The following is a 23669-nucleotide window of genomic DNA, read 5'->3' on the forward strand; positions in this document are numbered from 1 at the left end:
GACCTATCCCTTGACAGCCCCGGCCGTCAGGCCGGAGACGATGTACTTCTGCAGCCATAGGAACACGCTCACCGTGGGTACGGCGGTGAGCAACGTCGCGGCGGCGAACATGCCGAAGTTGGCGTTGCGGTGGTCGCCGGCGATCATGCCGTACATGCCGACGGCCAGGGTCTTGCTCTCGGGGTCGCGCAGGAACACGTTGGCCATGAGGAACTCGCTCATGATGCCGATGAAGGCCAGCAGCGCGGTGACCGCGAGGATCGGCGTGACCAGCGGCATGATGATCCGCCAGAAGATCTGCGCGTGGGTGGCGCCGTCCACGGTGGCGGCCTCGTCGAGCTCCTTGGGCACGGTGTCGAGGAAGCCCTTCATCAGCCAGGTGTTCACGCCCAGCGCGCCGCCCAGGTAGAGCAGCAGCAGGCCCCAGACGGTGTTGAAGCCGAACGCCGGGTACAGCTCGGTCACCCTGGTGAAGATCATGAAGATCGTCACGATGGCCAGGAACTGCGGGAACATCTGGATGAGCAGCAGCGCCAGCAGCCCGACCCGGCGGCCGGTGAAGCGCATGCGGCTGAAGGCGTAGGCGGCCAGCATCGACAGCAGCAGGCTCGCGAACGACGAGACCAGCGCGATGAACACCGAGTTGAAGAACCACCGGCCGAACGGATAGTCGTCGGAGGCGAGCAGGTTGGCGAAGTTGTTCAGGCTCGCCCCCGACGGCAGCAGGTCGGTGGAGGCCAGCGTGCCCATGGGGTTGATCGCGGCCGAGACCACGAACAGGATCGGGAACAGCGCGAACGCGCACACCGCCAGCACGAACACGTGCCTGAGCGCGATCCTCATGCGTAGACCTCCTCCTGCTTGCGGGTGCGGCGGAAGGCCACGGCCGAGATGACCGCCACGATCGTGAAGATGAACACCGAGATCGCGGCCGCGAACCCGAACTGCGCCCCGCCCGCGCCGAACGCCAGCCGGAAGGTGTAGGTGATCAGCAGGTCGGTGGCCCCCACCTGCGGGCTCTCGGCCGGGAACGGCCCCCCGTCGGTGGTGAGCGCGATGGCGTTGAAGTTGTTGAAGTTGAACGCGAACGACGAGATCAGCAACGGCGTCAGCGCGACCAGCAGCAGCGGCAGCGTCACCCGGCGGAACGCCTTCCACGGCGTGGCGCCGTCGATGGAGGCCGCCTCGGTCAGCTCGCGCGGGATCGCCTGCAGCGCGCCGGTGGTGACCAGGAACATGTACGGGAAGCCGAGCCACAGGTTGACCAGGATGACCGCGAAGCGGGCGGTGACGGGCTCGCCGAGCCAGTCGACGCTCAGCCCGAAGAACTGGTTGATCAGGCCGAAGTCGCGGTTGAACATGTCGCGCCAGACCAGCAGCATGGCGAAGGCCGGCATCGCGTACGGCAGGATCAGCACGATCCGGTAGATCTTCGTGCCGCGCATGCGCGGGTGGTGCAGCGCCAGCGCCACCGCCATGCCGAGCCCGAACGTGCCGGCCACGGAGGCCAGCGCGAACACCAGGTTCCAGCCCAGCACGCCGACGAAGTAGCCGGAGATGGTGGGGTTGGTCAGCACGCGGGCGAAGTTGTCCAGGCCGACGTTGGTCTGCCAGCCCTGGGCCAGGTGCTCGCCCTCGGCGTTGACGAAGTAGCCCTGGGCCTCGTCGGCCGTCCAGGTGTCGCCGTTGCCCTTGACGCAGTCGCAGGCGGCGTCGTAGACCAGCGCGGCCTTGCCCTCCACGGCCCGGCTGAGGCCGTTGGCCTTGATCGCGCCGCCCGGCGTCGGCACGGACAGCGCCGAGATCTCCTGGCCGCGGGCGGCCGCCTCGGGCGCCTTCAGCACGGTCACGCCGGGGGCCGACAGGACCTTGCCGGTGAGGCCGACCTGGGCGCCGGCGAGCGGGGTCAGCCCTTCGGCGGTGCCCAGCCGTACCTGCTTGGTCGTGGGGTCGACCAGCAGGAACACCAGCTCGTCGCCGCGCAGGGCGGCGGTCAGGCCGTACTCGGGCGAGCCGGGGGCCTGGCGGACCGAGCCGGTCTCGATGGCGGTGACGGCCTCGGCCTTGTCGCCGCGGTGCCCGTCGCCGAAGTTCGTGAACGCCGTGGTCACCGTGTAGAGCACGGGCAGCACCTGGAAGGCGATCAGGAAGACGGTGCCGGGGACGAGGTACTTGGCCGGGATGAAGCGGCGGGTCAGGTAGAGGTAGGCGATGGCCGCGGCGGCCAGCCCCAGCAGCGTGAGCGAGACCCACGACTCCGCGGCGACCAGCGGCGGAACGGCGTAGAGCAGGACCGCCGCGGCCACGGCCAGCACCGCGATCCTGCTCACCACGAACGCCGTGGTGAGCTCCCGGCGAGGCCGCGGGGACACGGCGGTCCCCACGGCCTCGTGCACGTCCTGGGCCATGTCAGTTCTTGAGCGCGCCGTCGATGGCCTTCTGCGCGGCCGCGGCGGCCTTGGCCGCGTCGCCGCCCTTGACCACGGCCGTCTCCGCGATGCCGAACGGCTCCCAGATCGCGGCCATCTCGGGGATGGCGGGCATCGGCATGCCGCTCTTGCCGGCGTCCATGAACTTGGCGGCGTCGGGGTCGGCGGCCTGGACCTCCTGGAGGGCGGCGGTCAGCGCCGGGGGCCGCGGGTCGGCCTCGTACAGGGCCTTGGCGACGTCCTTGTTGGTGACGTAGTTGGCGACGAACTCCTGGGCCAGGGCCTTGCTCTTGCCCTTGGCCGCCACGAAGAACGACTGGACGCCGACGAACGGCGTGGCCGGCTTGCCGTCCTTGAACGCCGGGACGGGCGTGATGTCGTAGGAGATGCCGCCCTTCTTGACCTCGCTCATGGCCCACGGGCCGGAGATCAGGTAGGCGCACTTGCCGGCGGCGAAGTTGACGATGTAGTTCTCGTTGGTGACCGACGTCTTGAGCGCGCCGTCACCCTTCTCGCCGAGCTCCTTCAGCTTGCCGAACGCCTTGACCGAGCCCTCGGAGCCGAGCAGCACCTGCTTGGGGTCGGGGTCGCCGGAGGCGGTCTGGCCGAACAGCGCGCCGCCGGCGGAGGCGAACAGCGGGTAGGCGTGGAAGGCGTCGCCCTTGACGCCGACGGGCAGGCAGAGCACCTCCTTGACCTTGCCGGCCTTCTTCAGCTCCTTGCCCTTGTCGATCATCTCGTCGAGCGTGGCGGGGGCGTCCGGGGCGAGCTCGGTGTTGCGGATCAGGGCGATGTTCTCCACCGCGTACGGGGCGCCGTACACCTGGCCGTTGAAGGTGACCGCCTTGATGGCGATCTCGGAGAAGGCCGCCTTCTGCTCGTCGGTCAGCGTGACGGGGTCGATGGCGCCGTTCTGGACGAGGTTGCCGATCCAGTCGTGCGCGCCGATCATGATGTCCGGGCCGCTGCCCTGCTGGGAGGCGGTCAGGAAGGTCATCTGGTTGTCCTTGCTGATCTCCTTCACCTCGACGGTCACGCCGTTCTCGCTGCCGAACCGGTCGGCGAAGGGCTTGAGCGGCTTGACCCGGCTCGGGTCGGCCCAGATGACCAGCGTGCCGCCGGCCGCCGGGGCCGGAGCCGAGGCCGAGGCCGAGGCCGAGGCCGAGCCGCTGGGCTGCGCCGACGGGGCGGTCGAGCCGGAGTCACCACAAGCCGTAGCGGCGAACGCGAGGGTGGAGAGGGCGGCCACTCCCAGGACCCGTACACGCATGAGACCTCCCGAGGTCATGGAGGAGCGGCGACGCCTGCGTGCGCCGCCGCCGAAGATCGTTTTCCGCCGCTGTTCACGGCTTACGTTTCCGGGACGTTAGCGGCTCTTTGCAAGAATTGGAAGAACTTGCGAAAGAGCGTTACCGGAACCACATCCGACCCGCGACGCGCTGACCTCGCCGCACCTTCGATAACGGCCGTACGGGAAATCTGCAACTTTCCGAAACTTGCACTTGACCTGTCGCAAGGACGCGCGACATCCTGCACCAGACATCACGGACATCGGGGGAAGGAAAGCCATGCTCGGCAACGACGACTGGTGGCGGGACGCCGTCGTGTACCAGGTCTACCCCCGGAGCTTCGCCGACGCCGACGGCGACGGCACCGGCGACCTGAAGGGCGTGCGGGAACGCCTGGGCCACCTCGCCGGGCTGGGCGTGGACGCGATCTGGCTGAGCCCCTTCTACACCTCCCCCATGGCCGACGGCGGCTACGACGTGGCCGACTACCGGGACGTGGACCCGATGTTCGGCACGCTGGCCGACTTCGACGCCCTGGTCGCCGACGCCCACGACCGCGGCATCCGGGTGATCGTGGACCTGGTCCCCAACCACTCCTCGGACCGGCACCCCTGGTTCCAGGCCGGGCTGCGCGACCGTTACATCTTCCGCGACCGGCCCAACGACTGGGAGTCGATCTTCGGCGGCCCGGCCTGGACCCAGGTCGAGGACGGCCAGTGGTACCTGCACCTGTTCGCGCCCGAGCAGCCCGACCTCAACTGGGACAACCCCGAGGTGCGCGCGGAGTTCCGCGACGTCCTGCGCTTCTGGCTGGACCGGGGCGTGGACGGCTTCCGCGTGGACGTGGCCCACGGCATGGTCAAGGCTGAGGGACTGCCCGACGTGGGCCCGAAGGAGGGCCGCCAGGCCGAGATGCTGGGCGACGAGCAGGTGCCCTACTTCGACCAGGACGGCGTGCACGACATCTACCGGGAGTGGCGGCCGATCCTCGACTCCTACCCCGGCGGCCGGATGGCCGTCGCCGAGGCGTGGGTGTCCTCGCCCGAGCGGCTGGCCCGTTACGTCGGGCCGGACGAGCTGCACCAGGCGTTCAACTTCGAGTTCATGATGGCCGACTTCCACGCCAAGTCGTTCCGCACGGTGATCGAGAAGTCGCTGGCGGAGGCCGAGCTGGTCGGCGCGCCCACCACGTGGGTGCTGTCCAACCACGACAAGCCGCGCCACGTCACCCGGCACGGCGGCCTGGCCCGCGCCCGCGCGGCGACGCTGCTCATGCTGGCCCTGCCCGGCTCGGCCTACCTCTACAACGGCGAGGAGCTGGGCCTGCCCGAGGTCCTCGACCTGCCCGACGAGCTGCGCCAGGACCCGGCCTTCCGGCGCACCGGCGAGAGCCGCGACGGCTGCCGGGTGCCGATCCCGTGGACGAGCGAGCCGGGCTGCGGCTGGCGCGACCCGTGGCTGCCGATCCCGCCGTCGTGGACGCGGCTGTCGGCCGAGGCCCAGGAGCACGACCCGGACTCCACGCTCAACCTCTACCGGGCCGCGCTCCGGCTGCGCAGGCAGCACCCGGCGCTCGGCGGCGGCACGCTGCACTGGCTGGAGGCCCCCGAGGACGTGCTGGCCGTCCAGCGCGACCCGGGCCTGGTCGTGATGCTGAACACCGGCGAGCACCCGGTCGCCCCGGTCGTGCCCGGCACGGTGCTGCTGGCCAGCGGCCCGCTGGCGGCCGACGGCTCGGTCCCGCCGGACACCACCGTGTGGATCCAGCGTTGAGGTTGGGGGAACCTTTCCCTTGACGCGGCATTTGGCGGCAATGACGGTTAGTAGTCTCGGGGAGTGCCACCCCTGTGGGCCCGCTCCCTGCGCGGACGCGTCACCCTCATCGCGACGGCCGTAGCCGCCCTCGTGCTGATCCCCGTGGGCATCGCCGGGTGCATCGTCTCGCGTTCCCTGGTGACGGCCGGCGTCTACCGGGACACGCGCGACACCGCCGAGCGGGTGGCCTCCGAGATGCGCGCGGGCGGCCTGCCGCAGGGCGCCACGATCCCGGTGCCCAACCCGTCCATCGACCTGATCCAGATCGTCGGCACCGACGGCCGCGTCCTGGCCAGCAGCGACGCGGCCAGGAACCTGCCGCCGCTCAGCGACGTGCGGCCCACCGCCGAGAGCCGGGTGGTCAACACCACCAACTGCCTGCCGACCGAGTGCGTGCACCTGTCGGCGGTCAAGGCCGGCATGTCGGAGGACTCCCCCATCGTCTACGCCGGCCGCAGCACCCCGGAGGTGCTGGCCTCGCAGACGCTGGAGGTGATCGTGTTCTCCCAGGTGGCGGTGCTGATCGCGCTCACCGCCTGGGCGACCTGGCTGGTCACCGGCCGCGCGCTGCGCCCGGTGGCGACCATGCGCGCCGAGCTGGACGCGGTCAGCGCCGGCGACCTGAGCCACCGGGTCACCCAGCCGGGCGGCGAGGACGAGGTCGCCATGCTGGCCAAGGCCGTCAACAACACGCTGGCCCGATTGGAACGTTCCGCGCTGCAGCAGCGCCAGTTCGCCTCCGACGCCTCCCACGAGCTGCGCACCCCGATCGCCGGGCTGCGCGCCCAGCTGGAGAGCGCCCAGCTCTACCCGGAGGACACCGACGTCGAGGCGCTGGTGGACAGCGCCCTGCGGGACACCGACCGGCTGGAGGCGATCATCACCGACCTGCTCCTGCTGGCCCGGATCGGCTCCCGGGTGGACGTGGCCAGGGAGCCGGTGGACCTGGCCCAGCTCGTCCGGCAGGAGCTGGCCGTGCGCAGCGACAAGCTGCCCACCCGGCTGGAGCTGACCGAGGGCGTGGTGGTCGAGGGCGTGCGCCTGCAACTGGCCCGGGTGCTGACGAACCTGCTGGACAACGCCCAGCGGCACGCCGAGACCATGGTGCGGGTCGTGGTCACCAGGGAGGCGGGCCCGGCCAGGGGCGGCACCGCCGTGCTGGCGGTGGAGAACGACGGCCAGGAGATCCGCGAGGCCGACCGCGAGCGCATCTTCGAGCGGTTCACCCGCCTCGACGCCGCCCGCAGCCGCGACTCCGGCGGCACCGGGCTCGGCCTGGCCATCGCCAGGGACGTGGCGATGGCCCACCGGGGCAGCGTGCGCGTGGAGGACCGTCCGGGCGGGGCGCGGTTCGTCCTGCGGCTTCCGGCCATCTGATGTCGAAAGCGTAGATTTCCGGCAGCCGGTTAGTGGATCATGCCCTCATGACGCAAGAAGTCCCCCAGGGCGTGGATCCTCACATCCCCAACACCGCGCGCATGTACGACTACTTCCTGGGCGGCAAGAACAATTTCCCGGCCGACCGCGAGCTGGCCGAACTGGTGCTGCGCGCGATGCCGGAGGTCAGGGACGGCACGCGGGAGAACCGGCTGCTGATCGGCCGGGTGGTGCGGTACCTGTGCGAGCAGGGCGTCACCCAGTTCCTCGACCTGGGCTCCGGTTTGCCGGCCGCCGAGAACGTGCACGAGGTGGCGCTGCGGTACGCGCCGCAGGCCCGCGTGGTCTACGTGGACAGCGACCCGGTGGTGGCCGCCCACGGGCGGGCCCTGCTGGCCGGCCCCGGGCAGGTGGCCATGCTGCACGGCGACGTCCGGCGCCCGCGGGAGGTGCTGGACAGCCCCGAGGTGCGCGGGCTGCTGGACTTCGGCAGGCCCGTCGCCGTGCTCATGATGTTCCTGCTGCACCTGATCCCCGACACCGACGACCCGCAGGGCTTCGTGGCCGCCTACCGCGACGCGCTCGCGCCCGGCAGCTACCTGGCCCTCTCGCACGTCGGCACCGACCACGCGCCGGAGCGCGTGGCCCGCGTCAGCCAGTTCTACCGGCGGGCCAACGCGCCGTTCTGCCCGCGGCCGGGCAAGGAGATCGCCGCCTTCTTCGGCGACTTCGAGCTGATCCCGCCCGGTCTGGCCACGGGCAAGGGGCCGGAGCTCGGTTTCCCGTTCACCGACCCCGAGAGCCCGCCCTTCTACGACGACGACTTCGCCCGCATGGGGTACGCCGGCATCGGCCGCAAACCCTAGAGCTGCGAGCGCCGGGAGCCGGCAACCCTAGACGCGCGCGGCCGCCCGCTCCGGCTCCGGCTCGGGGCGGTCGTCCTCCTCGTCGATCAGCGTGGACTCGTCGAACGGTGCCCGCCCGGCCAGCACCTCGGCGGCCCGCCCGCGGTCGAAGTCGCCCGTCCAGGTGCCGACCACGACGGTGGCCACGGCGTTGCCCGCGAAGTTGGTCAGCGCCCTGGCCTCGGACATGAACCGGTCGATGCCGACGATGAGGCCGACGCCGTCCACCAGCTCGGGGCGGTGCGACTGCAGGCCGCCGGCGAGCGTGGCCAGGCCCGCCCCGGTCACGCCCGCGGCGCCCTTGGAGGCGACCATCATGAACAGCAGCAGCGAGACCTGCTCGCCGACCTGCAGCGGCGCGCCGGTGGCCGAGGCGATGAACAGCGTGGCCATGGTGAGGTAGATGGCGGTGCCGTCCAGGTTGAAGGAGTAGCCGGTCGGCACGGTGATGCCGGCCACCGTCCGGCTCACGCCGAGGTGCTCCATCTTCGCGATCAGCCGCGGCAGCGCGGTCTCCGACGACGACGTGGACAGGATCAGCAGGAACTCCCGGCCGAGGTAGCGCAGCAGCGACCACAGGTTGACCCGGGCCACCAGCCACAGCAGCGCGCCCAGCACCACGCCCACGAACAGCAGGCAGGTGACGTAGAAGGCGATCATGATGATGGCCAGGCTCTTGAGCGCCTCGATGCCGGTGGCGCCGACCACGGCCGCGATGGCCCCGAACGCGCCGACCGGCGCGGCCCACATGACCATGGCCAGGATGCGGAACACCAGCCGCTGGACGTGCTCCACGCCGCGCAGGATCGGCGCTCCCCGCTCGCCCATGGCCTGCAGCGCGAACCCGGCCAGCAGCGCCACCAGCAGCGTCTGCAGGACCGAGCCCTCGGTGAAGGCCGACACCAGCGTGACGGGGATGATGCCGAGCAGGAAGTCGACCCCGCCGGTGGCCTCGCCCTTGGCCGCCTCGGCCTCGGCGGCCTGCCGGGCGGCGTCGGTCAGGTGCAGCCCGGAGCCGGGGTCGATGACGTTGCCGACCAGCAGGCCGATGACCAGGGCCACGGTGGACATCACCATGAAGTAGCCGAGCGCGAGGCCGCCGACCTTGCCGACCTTGGCGGCCTGGCGCACCGAGCCGATGCCGAGCACGATCGTGCAGAAGATGATGGGGCTGATCAGCATCTTGATCAGCGCCACGAACCCGGTGCCGAGGGGCTTGAGCTCCTTGCCCGCCTCCGGCCAGACGAACCCGACCAGGATGCCGAGCAGGACCGCCACGATGACGGCCAGGTACAGATAACGAGTGCGATCACGCATGAGGGGTCTCCACCGCTTTGGAAAAAGGGGCTGGTCGTGCGACTATGCGGCTCGCTGTGACCCACGTCACGATTGAGTAAGTTTCGTTCACGCAAGGGGGGCTCATGCGCCGCTGGAGCCTGGCGGGCCAGATGCTGGTCCTGCAACTGGTCGTGGTCGCGGTCGCCGTGACCGGCTGCGCGGTGCTCGCGCTGGTGCAGGCTCACCGCCTGCTCACCGAGGAGGCGGGCGCCACGGCCAGGGCCGTGGCGGTCAGCGTGGCCGCCGCGCCGGGCGTGGCCGCCGCCCTCGACGGCCCCGAGCCGACCCTGGCCCTGCAGCCGTACGCCGAACGGGTGCGCAAGGAGACCGGCGTCGACTTCGTCACCATCATGAAGCCGGACGGCACCCGCTACACCCATCCGAACCCGGCCGAGATCGGCCGGCGCTTCCTCGGCCACACCGGGCGGGCCCTGGCCGGCCAGACGTTCGTCGAGACCTACACCGGCACGCTCGGCCCCTCCAAGCGGGCCGTGACGCCCGTGTGGTCCGGCGGCCGGGTCCGGGCCCTGGTCAGCTCGGGCATCACGATCGACCGGATCAGCGCCCGGCTGCGCGACCAGGTCGCCTGGAGCGGCCTGGTCGCCGCCCTCGCGCTCGGCCTCGGCGCGGCCGGGACGTGGCTGGTCACCGTACGGCTGCGCCGCCAGACCCACGGGCTCGGCCCGGTGGAGCTGGGCCGCATCCACGACCACCACGACGCCGTCCTGCACGCCGTAAGGGAGGGCCTGCTGCTGGTCGGCGCCGACGGCACGCTGACGCTCTGCAACGACGCCGCCCGGCAGCTCCTGGACCTGCCGCCGGACGCCGAGGGCCGGCACGTGGCCGAGCTGGGCCTGTCGGCGCTGCTGGAGGGCCGCGAGGAGCGCGTGCACCTGGCCGGCGACCGGGTGCTGGCCGTCAACGGCGCGGCCAGCCGGCTGGGCACGGTGGTGACCGTACGCGACCACACCGAGCTGCAGGCGCTGGCCGGGCAGCTCGACGCCGAACGCGGCTTCGCCGACTCGCTGCGCTCGGCCGCGCACGAGGCCGCCAACCGGCTGCACACCGTGATCACGCTGGTCGAGCTGGGACGCACCGAGCAGGCCGTCGCGCTGGGCACGGCCGAGCTGCGCGCGGCGCAGGAGCTGACCGACCGGGTGGTGGGCGCGGTGCGCGAGCCGGTGCTGGCCGCGCTGCTGCTCGGCAAGAGCGCCGAGGCGGCCGAACGCGGCGGCGAGCTGGTGCTCACGCCCGACAGCGACCTCGACGACCTGGGCCTGGACCCGCGCGACCTGGTGACGATCGTCGGCAACCTGATCGACAACGCCCTCGACGCCGCCACCAGGGTCGAGGTGCGGCTGAGCGCGGACCCGGACGGGGTGGTGATCAGGGTCGCCGACGACGGGCCCGGGCTGACCGCGCCGGAGGCGTTCGCGAAGGGCTGGACCACCAAGGGCGACGGCCACGGGCTCGGGCTGGCGCTGGTCGGGCAGGCGGTGCGGCGGCTGGGCGGCACGATCGAGGTGACCGGGTCGGCGTTCACGGTGCGGCTGCCGGTCCCGGAGCGGGTCCGATGAACCGGCCGGGTGCGGCGGTGTCCGTGCTGATCGTGGAGGACGAGGAGATCACCGCCGAGGCCAACCGGGTCTACGTCGAGCGCGTGGCCGGCTTCGAGGTGGCCGGGGTGGCGCGGTCGGGCGGCGAGGCCCTGCGGTTCCTGCGCGGCCGGCCCGTCGACCTCATCCTGCTCGACCTGTACCTGCCCGACATGCACGGCCTGGAGGTGTGCCGCGCGGTGCGGGCCGGCGGGCTGCTGTGCGACGTCATCGCCGTCACCTCGGCGCGCGACCTGGCGACGGTGCGCTCGGCGGTGTCGCTGGGCGTCTCCCAGTACCTTCTCAAGCCGTTCACCTACGCGACCCTGGCCGAGAAGCTGGCGCGTTACGCCCGGTTCAGGCAGGACACCGGCGTGATCGTCGCCCAGGGCGACGTCGACCGGGTGCTCGGCACCCTGCGCGGCAGCTCCGAGCTGCCCAAAGGGCTGGCCCGCGACACCCTCGACGCCGTGTCGGCGCGGCTGCGCGAGCGGCCCGGCGGCAGCACCGCGCAGAGCGTGGCGCAGGCCGTCGGGGTGTCGCGGGTGACCGCCCGCCGCTACCTGGAACACCTGGTCGAGCTGGGGACGGCGGTGCGCGTGCCGCAGTACGGCGGGGTGGGCCGGCCAGAGTTGCTCTACCGGATCCCCATGGAAAGTTAATGGCGGTGACGCTGCCCGTTCAATCCGGGCCCTTAGCTTCTGGGTGCGATCCGATGCACTGAGGAGAAGTCACTTGCGAGTCCTGGCCGTTGTTCCCGCCCGCGGAGGTTCGGCGGGCGTACCCCTGAAGAACCTCGCCCTGGTCGGGGGCGTCCCGCTGGTCACCCGAGCGGTACGGGCGTGCCTGCGGGCCGAGCTCGTCGACCAGGTCGTGGTCAGCACCGACCACCCGCAGATCGCCGAGACCGCCCGCGCGGCGGGGGCGACCGTGGTGGAGCGGCCCGAGGAGCTGAGCGGCGCGACCGCCTCCAGCGAGTCGGCCGTGCTGCACGCCCTGGACGCGCTCGGCGCGGACCCGGACGTGGTCGTCCTGGTGCAGTGCACCAGCGCGTTCATCGACCCCGAGGACCTGTCGGCGGCCGTGCGCAAGGTCCTGGACGGCGAGGCCGACTCGGTCGTGTCCGGGCTGCCGACGCACGAGTTCCTGTGGACGGCCGCGGGCGCGGGCGTCAACCACGACCCCGCCGTACGGCAGCGCAGGCAGGACCGCGAGCCGCAGTTCCGCGAGAACGGCGCCTTCTACGTCATGCGCACCGCCGGCCTGCGCGAGCACGGCCACCGCTTCTTCGGCGAGGTCGCCGTGCAGCCGGTGCCGCCGCAGCACGCCATCGAGGTCGACGACCCCGAGGACCTGGAGCTGGTGCGCGCCCTGGCGCCGTTCATCGACAAGCCCGAGCCGATCGACGTGGACGCGGTCATCACCGACTTCGACGGCGTGCACACCGACGACCGCGCCTACATCGACTCCGACGGCCGGGAGATGGTCCTGGTCAGCCGCTCGGACGGGATGGGCGTCTCGCTGCTGCGCCGCGCCGGGGTCAAGGTGCTGGTGATGTCCACCGAGCAGAACCCGGTCGTGGCCGCCCGCGCCCGCAAGCTGGGCGTGCCCGTGCTGCAGGGCCTGGCCGAGAAGCGCATCGTGCTGCGCGACTGGCTGGCCATCGAGGGCCTGGACCCGGCGCGCGTGGCCTACGTCGGCAACGACGTCAACGACCTGGGCCCGATGGCCGAGGTCGGCTGGCCGATCGCCACCCCCGACGCGCACCCGCGCGTGCGCGCCGCCGCCCGCGTGGTGCTGACCAGGCCCGGCGGCTCGGGCGCGGTGCGCGAGCTGTGCGACCTGGTGGTGGCCGCCCGGCCCGAGCCGCCGGTCGCCGAGGCCAAGGCCCGGCCGCGGCTCGGCCCGGTCGCGATCGGCGACGTGCTGGTCGGCGACGGCGAGCCGGTGTACGTGATCGGCGAGATCGGCATCAACCACAACGGCGACCTCGACCTCGCCCGCCGGCTCATCGACGTGGCGGCCGACGCCGGCTGCCAGGCGGTCAAGTTCCAGAAGCGCACCCCCGCGATCTGCGTGCCCGAGGAGCAGAAGGGCCAGATCAGGCAGACGCCGTGGGGCGAGATGACGTACCTGGAGTACAAGGAGCGCACCGAGTTCGGCCACGACGAGTACCGGCAGATCGCGAAGTACTGCGACGAGCGCGGCCTGCACTGGTTCGCCTCGCCGTGGGACGTGCCGTCCGTGGAGTTCCTGGAAGACATGGACGTGCTGACGCACAAGATCGCCTCGGCCAGCGTCGCCGACCACGAGCTGCTGCGCGCCCTGGCGGCCACCGGCAAGCCGCTCATCCTGTCCACCGGCATGTCCACGCTGTCGGAGATCGACCAGGCGGTCGAGATCCTCGGCACCGACCGGCTGATCATGATGCACGCCACCTCCACGTACCCGCTGCCGCCGGAGGAGGCCAACCTGCGCACGATCACCACGCTCAAGGAGCGCTACGGCGTGCCGGTCGGCTACTCCGGGCACGAGCGCGGCCTGCAGATCTCCCTGGCGGCGGTCACCCTGGGCGCGGTCTGCGTCGAGCGGCACATCACGCTCGACCGCACCATGTGGGGCTCCGACCACGCCGCCTCGCTGGAGCCGTCGGGGCTGGAGCACCTCGTCCGCGACATCCGCATCATCGAGCAGGCCATGGGCGACGGCGTCAAGCGCGTCTTCCCCGGCGAGGAGGCGCCCAAGGCCCGGCTGCGCCGGGTGACCGTCTGAGTCATGACGCCGACCACTCTCTCCGTCGTCGTGCCGGTGCGTGACGGTGAGCGCTTCATCGCCGACGCGCTCACCTCGCTGGCCCGCAACGCCCGGCACGACTTCGAGTTCATCGTCGTGGACGACGGCTCCGTGGACGCCACCCCGGACATCGTCGCCGACTTCGCCCGCGACCTGCCCGGCCTGGCCGTGCTGCGCAACCCCGCCCCCGTGGGGCTGGCCGACGCCCGCAACACCGGGCTGTCGGCCGCCTCGGGGCGGTTCGTCACGTTCATGGACGGCGACGACTGGCTGGCGCCCGGCTACCTGGCCGGGCTGGTGGCGGCCATCGACGGGCTCGGCTGCGACTTCGTGCGCGTCGACCACGTCCAGGTGGAGGGGCGCAAGCGGGTGGTGCACCGGGCCCCGCTGTCGCGCCGCGGCGTCGTGCTCGACCCCCGCTCGGCGATCCTGCCGGCCGGGGAGCGGACCATGGTGGACTACCCGTACGCGTGGGCCGGGGTCTACCGGCGTTCGCTGCGGGACCTGCTGCACTTCCCCGGCTCGCTGCACACCGCCGAGGACCGGCCGTGGATCTGGCGGCTGCACCGGGAGGCGGCCACGTTCGCGGTGGTGCCGCTGGCCGGGGTGTTCTACCGGCGGCTGGTGTCCGGGTCGCTGACGCAGGTCGGCGACGAGCGGCAGCTGCACTTCTTCGACGCCTTCGAGCTGGTCTTCAAGGACCTGGAGCCGGAGTTCCTGCCCAAGGCGGCGCGCAACTTCTGCGCGCTGCTGGCCCACCATCTGGAGCTCGCGGGCCGCTTCACGCCCGCGCTGCGCGCCCGGTTCGAGGAGCGGGGCGCGCAGATGGTCCGCGGCCTGCCGCCCGCCCTGGTGGCCGACGCCGTGTCGCGGATGGCCGTCGAGCGGGAGGCCGTGCTGCGCGCCCTGGTGCCCGACATTCCCCCCAGCCCCCACGTCCGGATCCGCCGGGATCGGGAGGACTCCTGATGAAGGTCTTCTACGCCTCGACGCTGTTCGGCGCGATGTCGCTGGCCGCGGCCATCGACGACGGCCGCTTCGGCGCGGGCCGGCGCGTGCTGATCGTGTCGAACAACGCGGCGATCCCCGAGGTGTCGGTGCCGCTCGACGGCACGCCCGGCTTCGCCGCCCTGCGCTCGCGCTTCGACGAGGTGCACTCCTGGAACGAGCTGATCGCCCCGCTGCACCCCTCCGACTGGCGGGCGCGGGTCATCGAGGTGCCGATGTTCGAGCGGCTGATCCGCTCCCACCTGGCCCTGGACGGCGTCGAGGAGCTGGTGCTGGAGTCGATCGCGGTGCCGCCCGCGCGCACGATCGCCGGCCTGGTGCGCGACTGCCCGATCACCGTCTACTCCGACGGCCTGATGAGCTACGGGCCGACCCGCGACCCGCTGCCCGCGGAGATCTCCCGCCGCATCGAGCGGCTGCTCCACCTGGACCTGGTGCCCGGCCTGACCCCGCTGCTGCTCAGCGAGTACGGCGTGCCGCCCGTGGTGCTGCCGCAGGAGCGCTTCCTCGCGGTCGTGGACGAGGTGGCCGCCACCGCGCCGGACCTGCGCGCCGGGCAGGCGGTCGTCCTCGGCCAGTACCTGTCGGCGCTGGAGATCGTCACGCCGGAGGAGGAGGCCGGGCTGCACGCCTCGATGCTGCGCGCGCTGGCCGCCCGCGGCTGCACCGACGTGGTGTTCAAGCCGCATCCGGCCGCCGGACGCCGGCACGCGCAACTGCTGCGCGCGGCGGCCGGGCCGCTGGGTGTGCGGCTGACGGTGGCCGGGGAGAGCGTGCCGGCCGAGGTGTGCTTCGCGACGCAGCGGCCCGAGCTGGTCGTGGGCTGCTTCTCCACCGGCCTGGTGACCGCCCGGCGCTACTTCGGCCTGCCGGTCGCCTCCTTCGGCACCGGCCTGGTGCTGGACCGGCTCACGCCGTACGAGAACAGCAACCGGGTGCCGGCCACGATCGTGGACGCGCTGCTGCCCCGGCTGAACCCCGACGGCGTGATCGACGAGCCGCCGCGCACGGACCTGCCCGCGCTGGTGCGCGCGGTCGGCTACTGCATGCAGGCCGACGCCTATCCCGGGCTGCGCCCGTCGAGCGTCGCGTTCGACGGGCGCTACTTCAAGCGCAAGCGCCTGGAGACGCTGGGGCTGGCCGAGCCGCCCTCGGCGCTGTCCAGGCTGCGCAGGAGGATCAGGTCAGCGATCTGAGGTAGCGGCGCACCCGCCGCTTGGCCCGGTAGCCCGCCCGCAGCATCGTGGGCGGCACCTCCACCCGCAACCTGGCCCGGCGGCGGGCCGCGGCGTGCTCGGGGCCGTCCAGCAGGGAGCGGGCGGGCGGGCGCGTCCCGTCCGCGGCCAGGCCGGTCAGCAGGGCCGCCCAGTCGTCGCGGCCGGCCGGGTGGAAGTAGTTGGCCTCGCACCAGCGCGGCTCGGCCGTGCGGAAGTCGCCCAGGGCCAGGTCGTCGAGCGTGCCGAGCAGGCCGCTGCCCTCGAAGACCAGGTTGATCATCTCGGCGCTGACGCCGAAGTCGCTCAGCACCAGCGACGGCACGCCCATGGCGACGGCCTCCAGCGCGGCCGTCGAGCTGACCGTGACGAACCCGGCCGCCCGAGAGAGCTGCTCGTGCATCGACCCGGCCGCGAACGTCAGCCTGCCGGGCTCGCCCATCTCGCGCCACAGCCGCTGGTAGTGGTGGCGTTCGTTGTGGGTCTGGCGCTCGTGCTCCAGGGCGCGCAGCTTGACCACGACCTCCAGGCCGGGCCGGCGGGCGGCCAGCTCGGCCAGCGCCGTCAGCACCCGCTCGCGCTCCTCCCGCGCCCGCGGCACCTTGGCCTGGGTGGCGAACACGACCCGGTCGCCGCCGCCGGACGCCGCGCCGGGCCGCAGGAACGGCAGCCGGGCCAGCCCGACCGCCCCTCCCCCGCCGAGCCGGCCGGCGATCTCGGAGAACTCGGCCACCTCGCGCTCGCTGTGCACCACGAACAGGTCGCAGCCGCTGCGGAACAGCCACGCCTTCTCCGTGGCCGGCACCGAGATGCCGGGCAGCCCGCTGACGAACACCGGCCGTGCCCGGCCGTCCGGCCGCAGCCCGGCCAGCACGTCGGCCACAAGGACGTCCACGACCGGGCCCGTGCAGCCCACCAGGATCGCGTCGGGCCGGGTGCGCTCGGCCAGGCGGCGCAGCGAGCGCGCCGACAGCACCGGGGGCGCCGCGCGCCCGCCCACCGCCGCCGCGATCTGCTCCGGCGAGGGCGCGATCGGGGTGCGCACCACCGCCAGCTCGCTCTCGCAGCCCGCGGGCAGGTCGTCGAGCAGGCAGGCCGCCCACTTCAGATACGAGTCGGAGTCGGCTACCGCCAGCACCCTCACCTGGAAGCTCCTGTCAAATGCGATCGCAGGCCGGGGGCCGCCCTGCTCGTCCACCAGTCGTCGGGAACGTCCACCGGCTCGACCTCGACGCCGCGCGGGCCGAGCAGCACCCGCAGCGAGGTGATCGCGGTCGAGGGCAGGCTGAGCACCCGCTGCCCGGCGTCGAGGCCGCGCAGCGTCAGCTCGGCCGGCACGCCCGCGTCGTGCACGGTGATGCCGGGACGTTCGCCGATCAGCGCCAAGTCGACGGGGTCCTCGCGGCGGTGCGGGTAGTAGGCCAGCGGCTCGCGCCCGGCCAGGTCGGTCAGCCAGCGCAGGTAGTGGTCGCGGTGGACCAGGCCGTTGCGGACCAGGGACGTGCCGAGGACGACCGTGCGCTCGGCGGGCCCCTGGGCGCTCGGCGGCTGGGCGCGCAGCCAGGCGAAGTCGTGGCGGACGAGGTCGACGCCCGCCCCCCGGACGGCGGCGGCCAGCTCGTCGGGGACGGGCAGGGCGGTGAAGACCGACACCCGGCTCAGCCGCAGCCGCAGCGCGGCGGCCAGGCCGAGCAGGGCGCGCGCCCGCGACGGAGTCGCCCGCGCCCGCAGCAGCGGCCGGAACGGCCCGGCGGCCAGCAGTTCGAGCAGCCTGAGCGTGGCCAGGCCGTCGTCCACGACGACGATGCGGCCGGGGTCGGAGGTCAGCCAGCGCATCTGGACCTTGCCGGAGAACGCGTCGCCCACGGCCTGGACGCGGCGCGGCATGCGCTCGCGCGGCTCGTCCAGCACCAGGCCGGCGGGCAGGTCGAGGCGGCGCAGCTCCTTGCGGGTGGCGCGCAGCGGACGCAGGCCGGCGCGCGGCACGACCACGGTGTCCGGGCCGAGCAGCCCGGCATGGTGGGCCTCGACGGCGCACAGCATCTGGAGCGGAGACTCCACCCAGGCCGACGCCTGTCTGACCACTCTGTTTCCCCCAGCCGGTGGATGGCCTTGCACGACCCGCCTCAAGGTAGCCCGGCCTGCTTAAGCCGCAAGAAACGACACGTGAACAATGGAGGGTATGAACTCGCTGATGCTCAACACCGACGGTGTGCAGATACCACAGCTCGGCTTCGGCGTCTGGCAGGTCCCTGCCGACGACGCCGAGCACGCGGTGACCACCGCGCTGCGCGCCGGATACCGGCACGTCGACACCGCCGCCGCCTACGAGAACGAGGAGGGCGTCGGCCGGGCCGTGCGCGCCGCCGGGGTGCCGCGGGAGAAGGTGTTCGTCACCACCAAGCTGTGGAACGGCGATCACGGGCGCGCCGAGCAGGCCTTCGACGAGAGCCTGGCCCGCCTGGGCCTCGACTACGTAGATCTTTTCCTGATCCACTGGCCGGTCCCGCAGCAGGACAGGTACGTGCAGGCCTGGCGGGCGCTGGAGAAGATCTACCGGGACGGCCGGGCCAAGGCCATCGGGGTCTCCAACTTCACGATCGCCACCCTGACCCGGCTGATGGAGGAGACCGACATCACGCCGTCGATCAACCAGATCGAGCTGCACCCGTACTTCCAGCAGCGCGAGATGCGCGCCTTCCACGAGGCCAACGGCATCCTGACCGAGGCGTGGAGCCCGCTCGGGCAGGGCAAGGGGCTGCTGGCCGACCCGGCGCTGCGCGTGCTGTCGGAGAAGTACGGCAAGACGCCCGCCCAGATCGTGCTGCGCTGGCACCTCCAGCTCGGCAACGTGGTGATCCCCAAGTCGGTCACGCCGTCGCGGATCGAGGAGAACATCGACGTGTTCGACTTCATCCTCGACACCGAGGACATGGCGGCCATCGGCGCGATGAACGCGGGGCGGCGGATCGGGCCCGACCCCGACTCGTTCAACCTGACCTGAGCGCTCTACGATCTCGGTCGTGCGAGATTTCACCTGGGGAATAGCGGCGACCGGCGGCATCGCGCGTACCGTGGGGGCGGCCATCGTGGCCGAGCCCGGCATGCGGGTGGCCGCCGTCGGCTCGCGGAGCCCGCTCAGGGCGCGGGCGCTGGCCGACGAGCTGGGCGCGGAGTCGGCCTACGGCTCCTACGAGGCCCTGTGCGCCGATCCGGCCGTCGACGCGATCTACGTCGCCACGCCGCACGCCCAGCACCTGGAGGTGGCCGAGGCGGCCATCGCGGCGGGCAAGTCCGTGCTGTGCGAGAAGCCGCTGGCGGCCGACGTGGCCGACGCCGAGCGCATGGTGGCGCTGGCCCGCGCGGCCGGGGTCTTTCTCATGGAGGCGATGTGGATGCGCTTCAACCCGCTCATCCAGCGGGTGGCGGCCGATCCGCGCTTCGGTGAGATCCGGTCGGTGCGGGCCTCGTTCGGCTTCGCGCTGCCCTACGACCCCGCCCACCGGCTGTGGGCGCCGGAGCTGGGCGGCGGAGCCCTGCTCGACCTGGGGATCTACCCGTTCGGGCTGGCGCAGCTGCTGCTCGGCATGCCCGCGGAGCTGCGGATGGCCGGCTCGCTGGCGCCCAGCGGGGTCGACGCCGAGGCCGGCGGGCTGCTGCTGTACCCGGACGGGCGGCGGGCCCTGGTGGACGTCTCGCTGCTGGCCCATCACGCCAACGACGCGAGCGTGGTGGGCACGTCGATGCGGGCCGACATCGCGGCGCCGTTCTGGGCGCCACGGCGGGTGCTGCTGTCGGGGCCGTCGATGGAGACGGAGGAGCTGGTGCTCGACCCGGCCGACAACGGGTACGCGGGCGAGCTGCGCGAGGTGCGCGCGGCCACGATCGAGGGCCGCACCGAGAGCGCGATCATGCCGCTTGACGAATCCCTTGCCATGATGGGGCTTCTGGCCGAAGCACGGGCACAACTCTCCTAGCTGGACCTTTAGGCATTTGCCACACTCTTGCCCGATGTATTACCTTGTGGGGCATCTCGCGGCAGACGTCCGGTTTGTCCGGCTTTGTCCAACCATCGCAAGACATTTCACAGGATCGTCCTGTGACCGCTGAATCCGCCTCCGGGCGGAACCGGGGACCCACGTCCTTTGGGGTGAATCGGCACTTCGGTGCCGTAGGGCAGCTTCCACGTCCGAACCCGTCAGCTAACCCGGTAAGCGGCATGGAAGCAAGGAGTAATGCCCTCGATGGCCAAGCACCGTCCCATCCGTGCCCCGAAGATCACCTACGCCCACGCCGCGCTCGGCGCGGCCATCCTCGCCTCCGCCATCGGCGCCCACGCCACCGCCGCGGCCGCCGACAGCGCGGGCCCGGCGGCGGCGACCGGCCACTCGGCCGTCGCGCCGCAGGCCGCCGCCCAGACCCGCAAGGCGGAGGAGACCCAGGTCAACGTCACCGCCCAGCAGGTCCTGGCCATGGCCAAGGCCCAGGTCGGCACCTCCGAGAACGCCTACGGCGGCGGCACCAAGTTCCAGAAGTGGTACGCCGACTCCCAGCGCGCCGCCGAGACCATCGCCCGCGACGGCGGCACCCGCGCGATGTACCTGAACGCCCCCTGGTGCTCGATCTTCGTCTCCTGGGTCGGCGAGCACACCGGCGCCCGCCCGCAGGTCGGCTGGGACGCCTGGACCGTGGCCCACGCCAAGTGGTTCGCCGCCAACGACCGCTGGGGAGCCGAGGCCAGGCCCGGAGCCGTGGTCTTCTTCTCCTGGGGCGGCAGCAAGAGCCTGGACGCCATCCAGCACGTCGGCTTCGTCGTCAAGGACAACGGCGACGGCACGATCTCCACGATCGAGGGCAACACCGGCAACGGCAAGGTCGAGGAGCGCGTCCGTCCGAAGTCGCAGGTCGTCGGCTACGGATACCCCCAGTACGCGAGCTGACCTCCCCCGCTCCGAGCGCGCGTCCCGCACGAGGACGCGCGCTCGCCGCGTCTTCAGGGCCGGACCGCCAGCAGCGAGTACAGGATCGGCAGGTGCGAGTCCCCGAACGGGAACCGGTACCGGCCGTCCGCGCCCTGGGTCAGCAGGCCGCGCGGGTCCATCTCCGTCTCGACGTGCTCGCCCAGCTCGGCCACCGTGAACCCGGCCCGCGCCGCCGCCGTGACGATCTCGCCCACCGAGTGCGGGTACTCGACCGCCTCGTGGGCCTCGGTCACCACCGCGGCGTCGGCGTACGTGCCGGTCACCGTCTCCCGGTGGGCCTTGCCGCCGCCGTAGGGCCAGTCGGCCACCAGCGGGTCGAGCGAGGACACCGTCTCGTAGGCCGGATGCAGGTCGACCAGCACCAGCCGCCCGCCGGGCCGCAGCGCCATGGCCGCGCCGCGCATCCAGGCGTCCAGGTCGCCGATCCAGCACAGCACGCCGTACGTGGCCACCGCCAGGTCGAAGCCGCCGGCCAGCGACTCCGGCAGCCGCTGCGTGTCGGCCTCCACGAACGTGGCCGCCAGCCCGGCCCTGTCCGCCAGGTCGCGGGCGCGGGCGACCGCCACCGGGGAGAAGTCGACGCCGGTCACCCGCGCTCCCAGCCGTGCCCAGCTCAGCGTGTCCAGGCCGAAGTGGCACTGGAGGTGGAGCAGGTCCAGGCCGGCGACGTCGCCGGCCAGGCGGCGTTCGAGCGCGTAGAGGGTCTGCCGGCCGGCGAGGAAGGCGTCGACGTCGTAGAACCGGTCGGCGGAGGTGGAGCCGTGGACGCGGGCGCGCTCGTCCCAGAGGGCCCGGTTGGGGACGGGGGCGTCTTGTGCGGGTTGGTGCATGGGGCGAGGATGGCACATCGGCCACCCGGCCGCACGACCGGTACGGTGCCTGGAGGCGGACGGTCCGCGCCCGCGTGTCGATCCGGCCGGCGCCCGTTCGACGCTTCGGCGAGGCCGGCTCCGCCCGGGGGCCGCGGACGGAAGGGACGGCACGATGAAATTCATGATCGTCGGCAAGGCCAACGGGGAGACCGAGGCCGGGGCGCTGCCCAGCCAGGAGCTCGTCGACAACATGCACGCCTACAACGAGGCGCTGGCCAAGGCGGGGGTGCTGCTGGCCGCCGAAGGGCTCTACCCGAGCTCGCAGGGCGCGCAGATCGCCTACAGCAGCGGCCGGGCCACGGTGATCGACGGTCCGTTCGCCGAGGCCAAGGAGCTGATCGCGGGGTTCTGGCTGATCCAGGTGAAGTCCAGGGAGGAGGCTCTGGAATGGGCCATGCGCGTGCCCGTCCCGGAGGGCTCCGACGGGATCGGCCTGGACGTGTGGCGGGTCTACGACGCCTCCGACGCGCCCGACGCGGCCTCGTCCGACCCGGCGGAGATCGAGCGGGAGAAGGCCATGCGCAGGCGTCTGGACGGGCAGGAGGGCTGACCTCGGCTTGCGGCCCCCGGACGGTGCTGGTGTCATGAGCCGGTGATGGCTTCCGACACCCACCGGGCGATCGAGGCGGTCTGGCGGATCGAGGCGCCCCGGCTCATCGCCGGCCTGGCCGGGCTGGTGCGCGACGTCGGCCTGGCCGAGGAGCTGGCCCAGGACGCGCTGGTCGCGGCCCTGGAGCAGTGGCCGGGATCGGGCGTGCCCCGCAACCCGGGCGCCTGGCTGATGACGGTGTCCAAGCGCCGCGCCGTCGACCTGATCCGCAGGAACGAGCGCATGTCCCGCAACCTGGCCGAGCTGGGCCACCGGCTGGAGGCCGCCGGTGAGCCGCCCGAGCCCGACGAGATCGAGGACGACCTGCTGCGGCTGGTCTTCACCGCCTGCCATCCGGCGCTGTCGATGGAGGCCCGGGTGGCCCTGACGCTGCGGGTGCTCGGCGGCCTGAGCACCGAGGAGATCGCCCGCGCGTTCCTGGTGCCCGAGCCGACCGCCGCCCAGCGGATCGTGCGGGCCAAGCGCACCCTGGCCGACCGGAGGGTCCCGTTCGAGGTGCCGCAGGGCGCCGAGCTGGCCGGACGCCTGTCGTCCGTGCTGGAGGTCATCTACCTGATCTTCAACGAGGGGTACTCGGCGACCGCGGGCGACGACTGGATGCGGCCCGGCCTGTGCGAGGACGCGCTGCGGCTGGGCCGGGTGCTGGCGGAGCTGATGCCCGCCGAACCCGAGGTGCACGGGCTGGTCGCGCTCATGGAGATCCAGGCGTCCAGGGCGGCGGCCCGGGTGGGGCCGTCCGGGGAGCCGGTGCTGCTGCTGGAGCAGGACCGCACCCGGTGGGACCGGCTGCTCATCGGGCGCGGGCTGGCGGCACTGGCGCGGGCCGAGCAACTGGCCCGGGACCGGGCCGACGAGCAGGCCGACGAGCAGGCCGACGAGCGGGGCGGCGCGGTGGGGCCGTACACGCTGCAAGCTGCGATCGCGGCCTGCCACGCCCGCGCGTTCGACCCCGGCGACACCGACTGGGTGCGCATCGCGAGCCTGTACGAGTCGCTGGCCCGCCTGGCCCGCTCCCCCGTCGTCGAGCTCAACCGCGCGGTGGCCCTGTCGATGGCCTACGGCCCGGCGGTGGGCCTGCAACTGCTCGACCAGATCGTGGACGAGCCGGCGCTCAAGGGTTACCACCTGCTGCCGAGCGTCCGCGGCGACCTGCTCTTCAAGCTGGGCCGGCGCGGCGAGGCGCGGGCCGAGTTCGAACGCGCGGCCTCGATGACCCGCAACTCCCGCGAACGCGCCCTGCTACGCGAACGCGCCGCCGCCTGCTGAGCACCGCCCCCGAAGGGGCGGGGCACTGCGCCGCCCGCCGCGCCGCCTGGCCGCGCCGGAAGCGCCGCCGTGAGCCCGGTGTTGGAACGTGCCAACAGATCGTCACGCTCGGTGACAACGCGGCCTGACCGGGAGCAAGCCCGGAGGGTCCGGGCGACATGCCCTTGATGCGGCAC

Annotated in this window: 20 protein-coding genes and 1 riboswitch; of the genes, 13 read left to right on the forward strand and 7 right to left on the reverse strand. The window is 72.6% G+C overall.

Going from position 1 to position 23669, the window contains the following annotated elements:
- Nucleotides 1–3 precede the first annotated feature (3 nt).
- From ACIBQ8_RS00785 to ACIBQ8_RS00795, 3 genes are read right to left on the reverse strand one after another with little or no spacing between them, the layout of a single operon-like run.
- Complete coding sequence (locus ACIBQ8_RS00785; RefSeq protein WP_397167896.1) at nucleotides 4–843, reverse strand: sugar ABC transporter permease; 840 nt, start codon at nucleotides 841–843, stop codon at nucleotides 4–6.
- The gene (locus ACIBQ8_RS00790; RefSeq protein WP_397190607.1) at nucleotides 840–2408 is read right to left on the reverse strand and encodes an ABC transporter permease subunit; all 1569 of its coding nucleotides are present in this window, start codon (nucleotides 2406–2408) and stop codon (nucleotides 840–842) included. Before ACIBQ8_RS00790 ends, ACIBQ8_RS00785 begins: the two co-directional genes overlap by 4 nt.
- 1 nt (nucleotide 2409) lies before the next feature.
- On the reverse strand, nucleotides 2410–3699 hold the full coding sequence (locus tag ACIBQ8_RS00795) for an extracellular solute-binding protein (protein ID WP_397190608.1): 1290 nt from the start codon (nucleotides 3697–3699) through the stop codon (nucleotides 2410–2412).
- A gap of 298 nt (nucleotides 3700–3997) precedes the next feature.
- Here ACIBQ8_RS00795 and ACIBQ8_RS00800 point away from each other — a divergent pair, with 298 nt between their 5' ends.
- From ACIBQ8_RS00800 to ACIBQ8_RS00810, 3 genes are all read left to right on the forward strand, one after another.
- Nucleotides 3998–5491, forward strand: coding sequence for a glycoside hydrolase family 13 protein (locus ACIBQ8_RS00800; RefSeq protein ID WP_397190609.1), 1494 nt, complete (start codon nucleotides 3998–4000; stop codon nucleotides 5489–5491).
- A gap of 63 nt (nucleotides 5492–5554) precedes the next feature.
- Nucleotides 5555–6910: a sensor histidine kinase gene (locus tag ACIBQ8_RS00805; RefSeq protein WP_397167903.1), complete on the forward strand. Its 1356-nt coding sequence runs from the start codon at nucleotides 5555–5557 to the stop codon at nucleotides 6908–6910.
- Nucleotides 6911–6957: 47 nt separating this feature from the next.
- Nucleotides 6958–7776 (forward strand): SAM-dependent methyltransferase, encoded by an 819-nt coding sequence (locus tag ACIBQ8_RS00810; RefSeq protein ID WP_397167905.1) that lies wholly within the window; start codon nucleotides 6958–6960, stop codon nucleotides 7774–7776.
- Nucleotides 7777–7803: 27 nt separating this feature from the next.
- On the opposite strand, the gene ACIBQ8_RS00815 is transcribed toward ACIBQ8_RS00810, so the two are convergent.
- Complete coding sequence (locus ACIBQ8_RS00815) at nucleotides 7804–9132, reverse strand: cation:dicarboxylate symporter family transporter (protein ID WP_397167906.1); 1329 nt, start codon at nucleotides 9130–9132, stop codon at nucleotides 7804–7806.
- A gap of 104 nt (nucleotides 9133–9236) precedes the next feature.
- On the opposite strand from ACIBQ8_RS00815, the gene ACIBQ8_RS00820 reads away from it, so the two are divergent.
- From ACIBQ8_RS00820 to ACIBQ8_RS00840, 5 genes are all read left to right on the forward strand, one after another.
- Nucleotides 9237–10730, forward strand: coding sequence for an ATP-binding protein (locus ACIBQ8_RS00820; protein WP_397190610.1), 1494 nt, complete (start codon nucleotides 9237–9239; stop codon nucleotides 10728–10730).
- Complete coding sequence (locus tag ACIBQ8_RS00825; protein ID WP_397167909.1) at nucleotides 10727–11410, forward strand: response regulator; 684 nt, start codon at nucleotides 10727–10729, stop codon at nucleotides 11408–11410. The genes ACIBQ8_RS00820 and ACIBQ8_RS00825 overlap by 4 nt, the downstream gene beginning before the upstream one ends.
- Before the next feature lie 73 nt (nucleotides 11411–11483).
- On the forward strand, nucleotides 11484–13520 hold the full coding sequence (locus ACIBQ8_RS00830) for an N-acetylneuraminate synthase family protein (protein WP_397167911.1): 2037 nt from the start codon (nucleotides 11484–11486) through the stop codon (nucleotides 13518–13520).
- A 3-nt stretch (nucleotides 13521–13523) separates the two neighbouring features.
- A complete protein-coding gene (locus ACIBQ8_RS00835) occupies nucleotides 13524–14510 on the forward strand; it encodes a glycosyltransferase family 2 protein (RefSeq protein WP_397190611.1) in 987 nt (328 codons plus the stop codon).
- On the forward strand, nucleotides 14510–15745 hold the full coding sequence (locus ACIBQ8_RS00840) for a polysialyltransferase family glycosyltransferase (protein WP_397190612.1): 1236 nt from the start codon (nucleotides 14510–14512) through the stop codon (nucleotides 15743–15745). The genes ACIBQ8_RS00835 and ACIBQ8_RS00840 overlap by 1 nt, the downstream gene beginning before the upstream one ends.
- Here the strand turns inward: ACIBQ8_RS00840 and ACIBQ8_RS00845 are convergent.
- Together ACIBQ8_RS00845 and ACIBQ8_RS00850 are read right to left on the reverse strand one after the other, a co-directional pair.
- Nucleotides 15729–16907: a DUF6716 putative glycosyltransferase gene (locus tag ACIBQ8_RS00845; RefSeq protein ID WP_397190613.1), complete on the reverse strand. Its 1179-nt coding sequence runs from the start codon at nucleotides 16905–16907 to the stop codon at nucleotides 15729–15731. The genes ACIBQ8_RS00840 and ACIBQ8_RS00845 overlap by 17 nt on opposite strands.
- Entirely contained in the window at nucleotides 16904–17848 is a 945-nt protein-coding gene (locus ACIBQ8_RS00850; protein WP_397190614.1) for a hypothetical protein, read from the reverse strand. Before ACIBQ8_RS00850 ends, ACIBQ8_RS00845 begins: the two co-directional genes overlap by 4 nt.
- A gap of 97 nt (nucleotides 17849–17945) precedes the next feature.
- Here ACIBQ8_RS00850 and ACIBQ8_RS00855 point away from each other — a divergent pair, with 97 nt between their 5' ends.
- The 3 genes from ACIBQ8_RS00855 to ACIBQ8_RS00865 all read left to right on the forward strand — a co-directional run bounded on the left by ACIBQ8_RS00855 (nucleotide 17946) and on the right by ACIBQ8_RS00865 (nucleotide 20703).
- Nucleotides 17946–18767 (forward strand): aldo/keto reductase, encoded by an 822-nt coding sequence (locus ACIBQ8_RS00855; RefSeq protein WP_397167918.1) that lies wholly within the window; start codon nucleotides 17946–17948, stop codon nucleotides 18765–18767.
- Between the two features lie 19 nt (nucleotides 18768–18786).
- Nucleotides 18787–19740, forward strand: a complete 954-nt coding sequence (locus ACIBQ8_RS00860) for a Gfo/Idh/MocA family protein (RefSeq protein ID WP_397190615.1) — start codon at nucleotides 18787–18789, stop codon at nucleotides 19738–19740.
- 117 nt (nucleotides 19741–19857) lie between these two features.
- Nucleotides 19858–19995: riboswitch (cyclic di-AMP (ydaO/yuaA leader) on the forward strand.
- A 12-nt stretch (nucleotides 19996–20007) separates the two neighbouring features.
- Nucleotides 20008–20703, forward strand: coding sequence for a CHAP domain-containing protein (locus tag ACIBQ8_RS00865; RefSeq protein ID WP_397167921.1), 696 nt, complete (start codon nucleotides 20008–20010; stop codon nucleotides 20701–20703).
- Between the two features lie 53 nt (nucleotides 20704–20756).
- On the opposite strand, the gene ACIBQ8_RS00870 is transcribed toward ACIBQ8_RS00865, so the two are convergent.
- Entirely contained in the window at nucleotides 20757–21575 is an 819-nt protein-coding gene (locus ACIBQ8_RS00870) for a class I SAM-dependent methyltransferase (RefSeq protein ID WP_397190616.1), read from the reverse strand.
- A 154-nt stretch (nucleotides 21576–21729) separates the two neighbouring features.
- Here ACIBQ8_RS00870 and ACIBQ8_RS00875 point away from each other — a divergent pair, with 154 nt between their 5' ends.
- Both ACIBQ8_RS00875 and ACIBQ8_RS00880 read left to right on the forward strand, forming a co-directional pair.
- Nucleotides 21730–22167, forward strand: a complete 438-nt coding sequence (locus ACIBQ8_RS00875; protein ID WP_397190617.1) for a YciI family protein — start codon at nucleotides 21730–21732, stop codon at nucleotides 22165–22167.
- 45 nt (nucleotides 22168–22212) lie between these two features.
- Nucleotides 22213–23493 (forward strand): RNA polymerase sigma factor, encoded by a 1281-nt coding sequence (locus ACIBQ8_RS00880; protein WP_397190618.1) that lies wholly within the window; start codon nucleotides 22213–22215, stop codon nucleotides 23491–23493.
- Nucleotides 23494–23669: the final 176 nt, after the last annotated feature.

The sequence above is a fragment of the Nonomuraea sp. NPDC049646 genome (genome assembly GCF_044465525.1).
Classification (GTDB): Bacteria; Actinomycetota; Actinomycetes; order Streptosporangiales; family Streptosporangiaceae; genus Nonomuraea.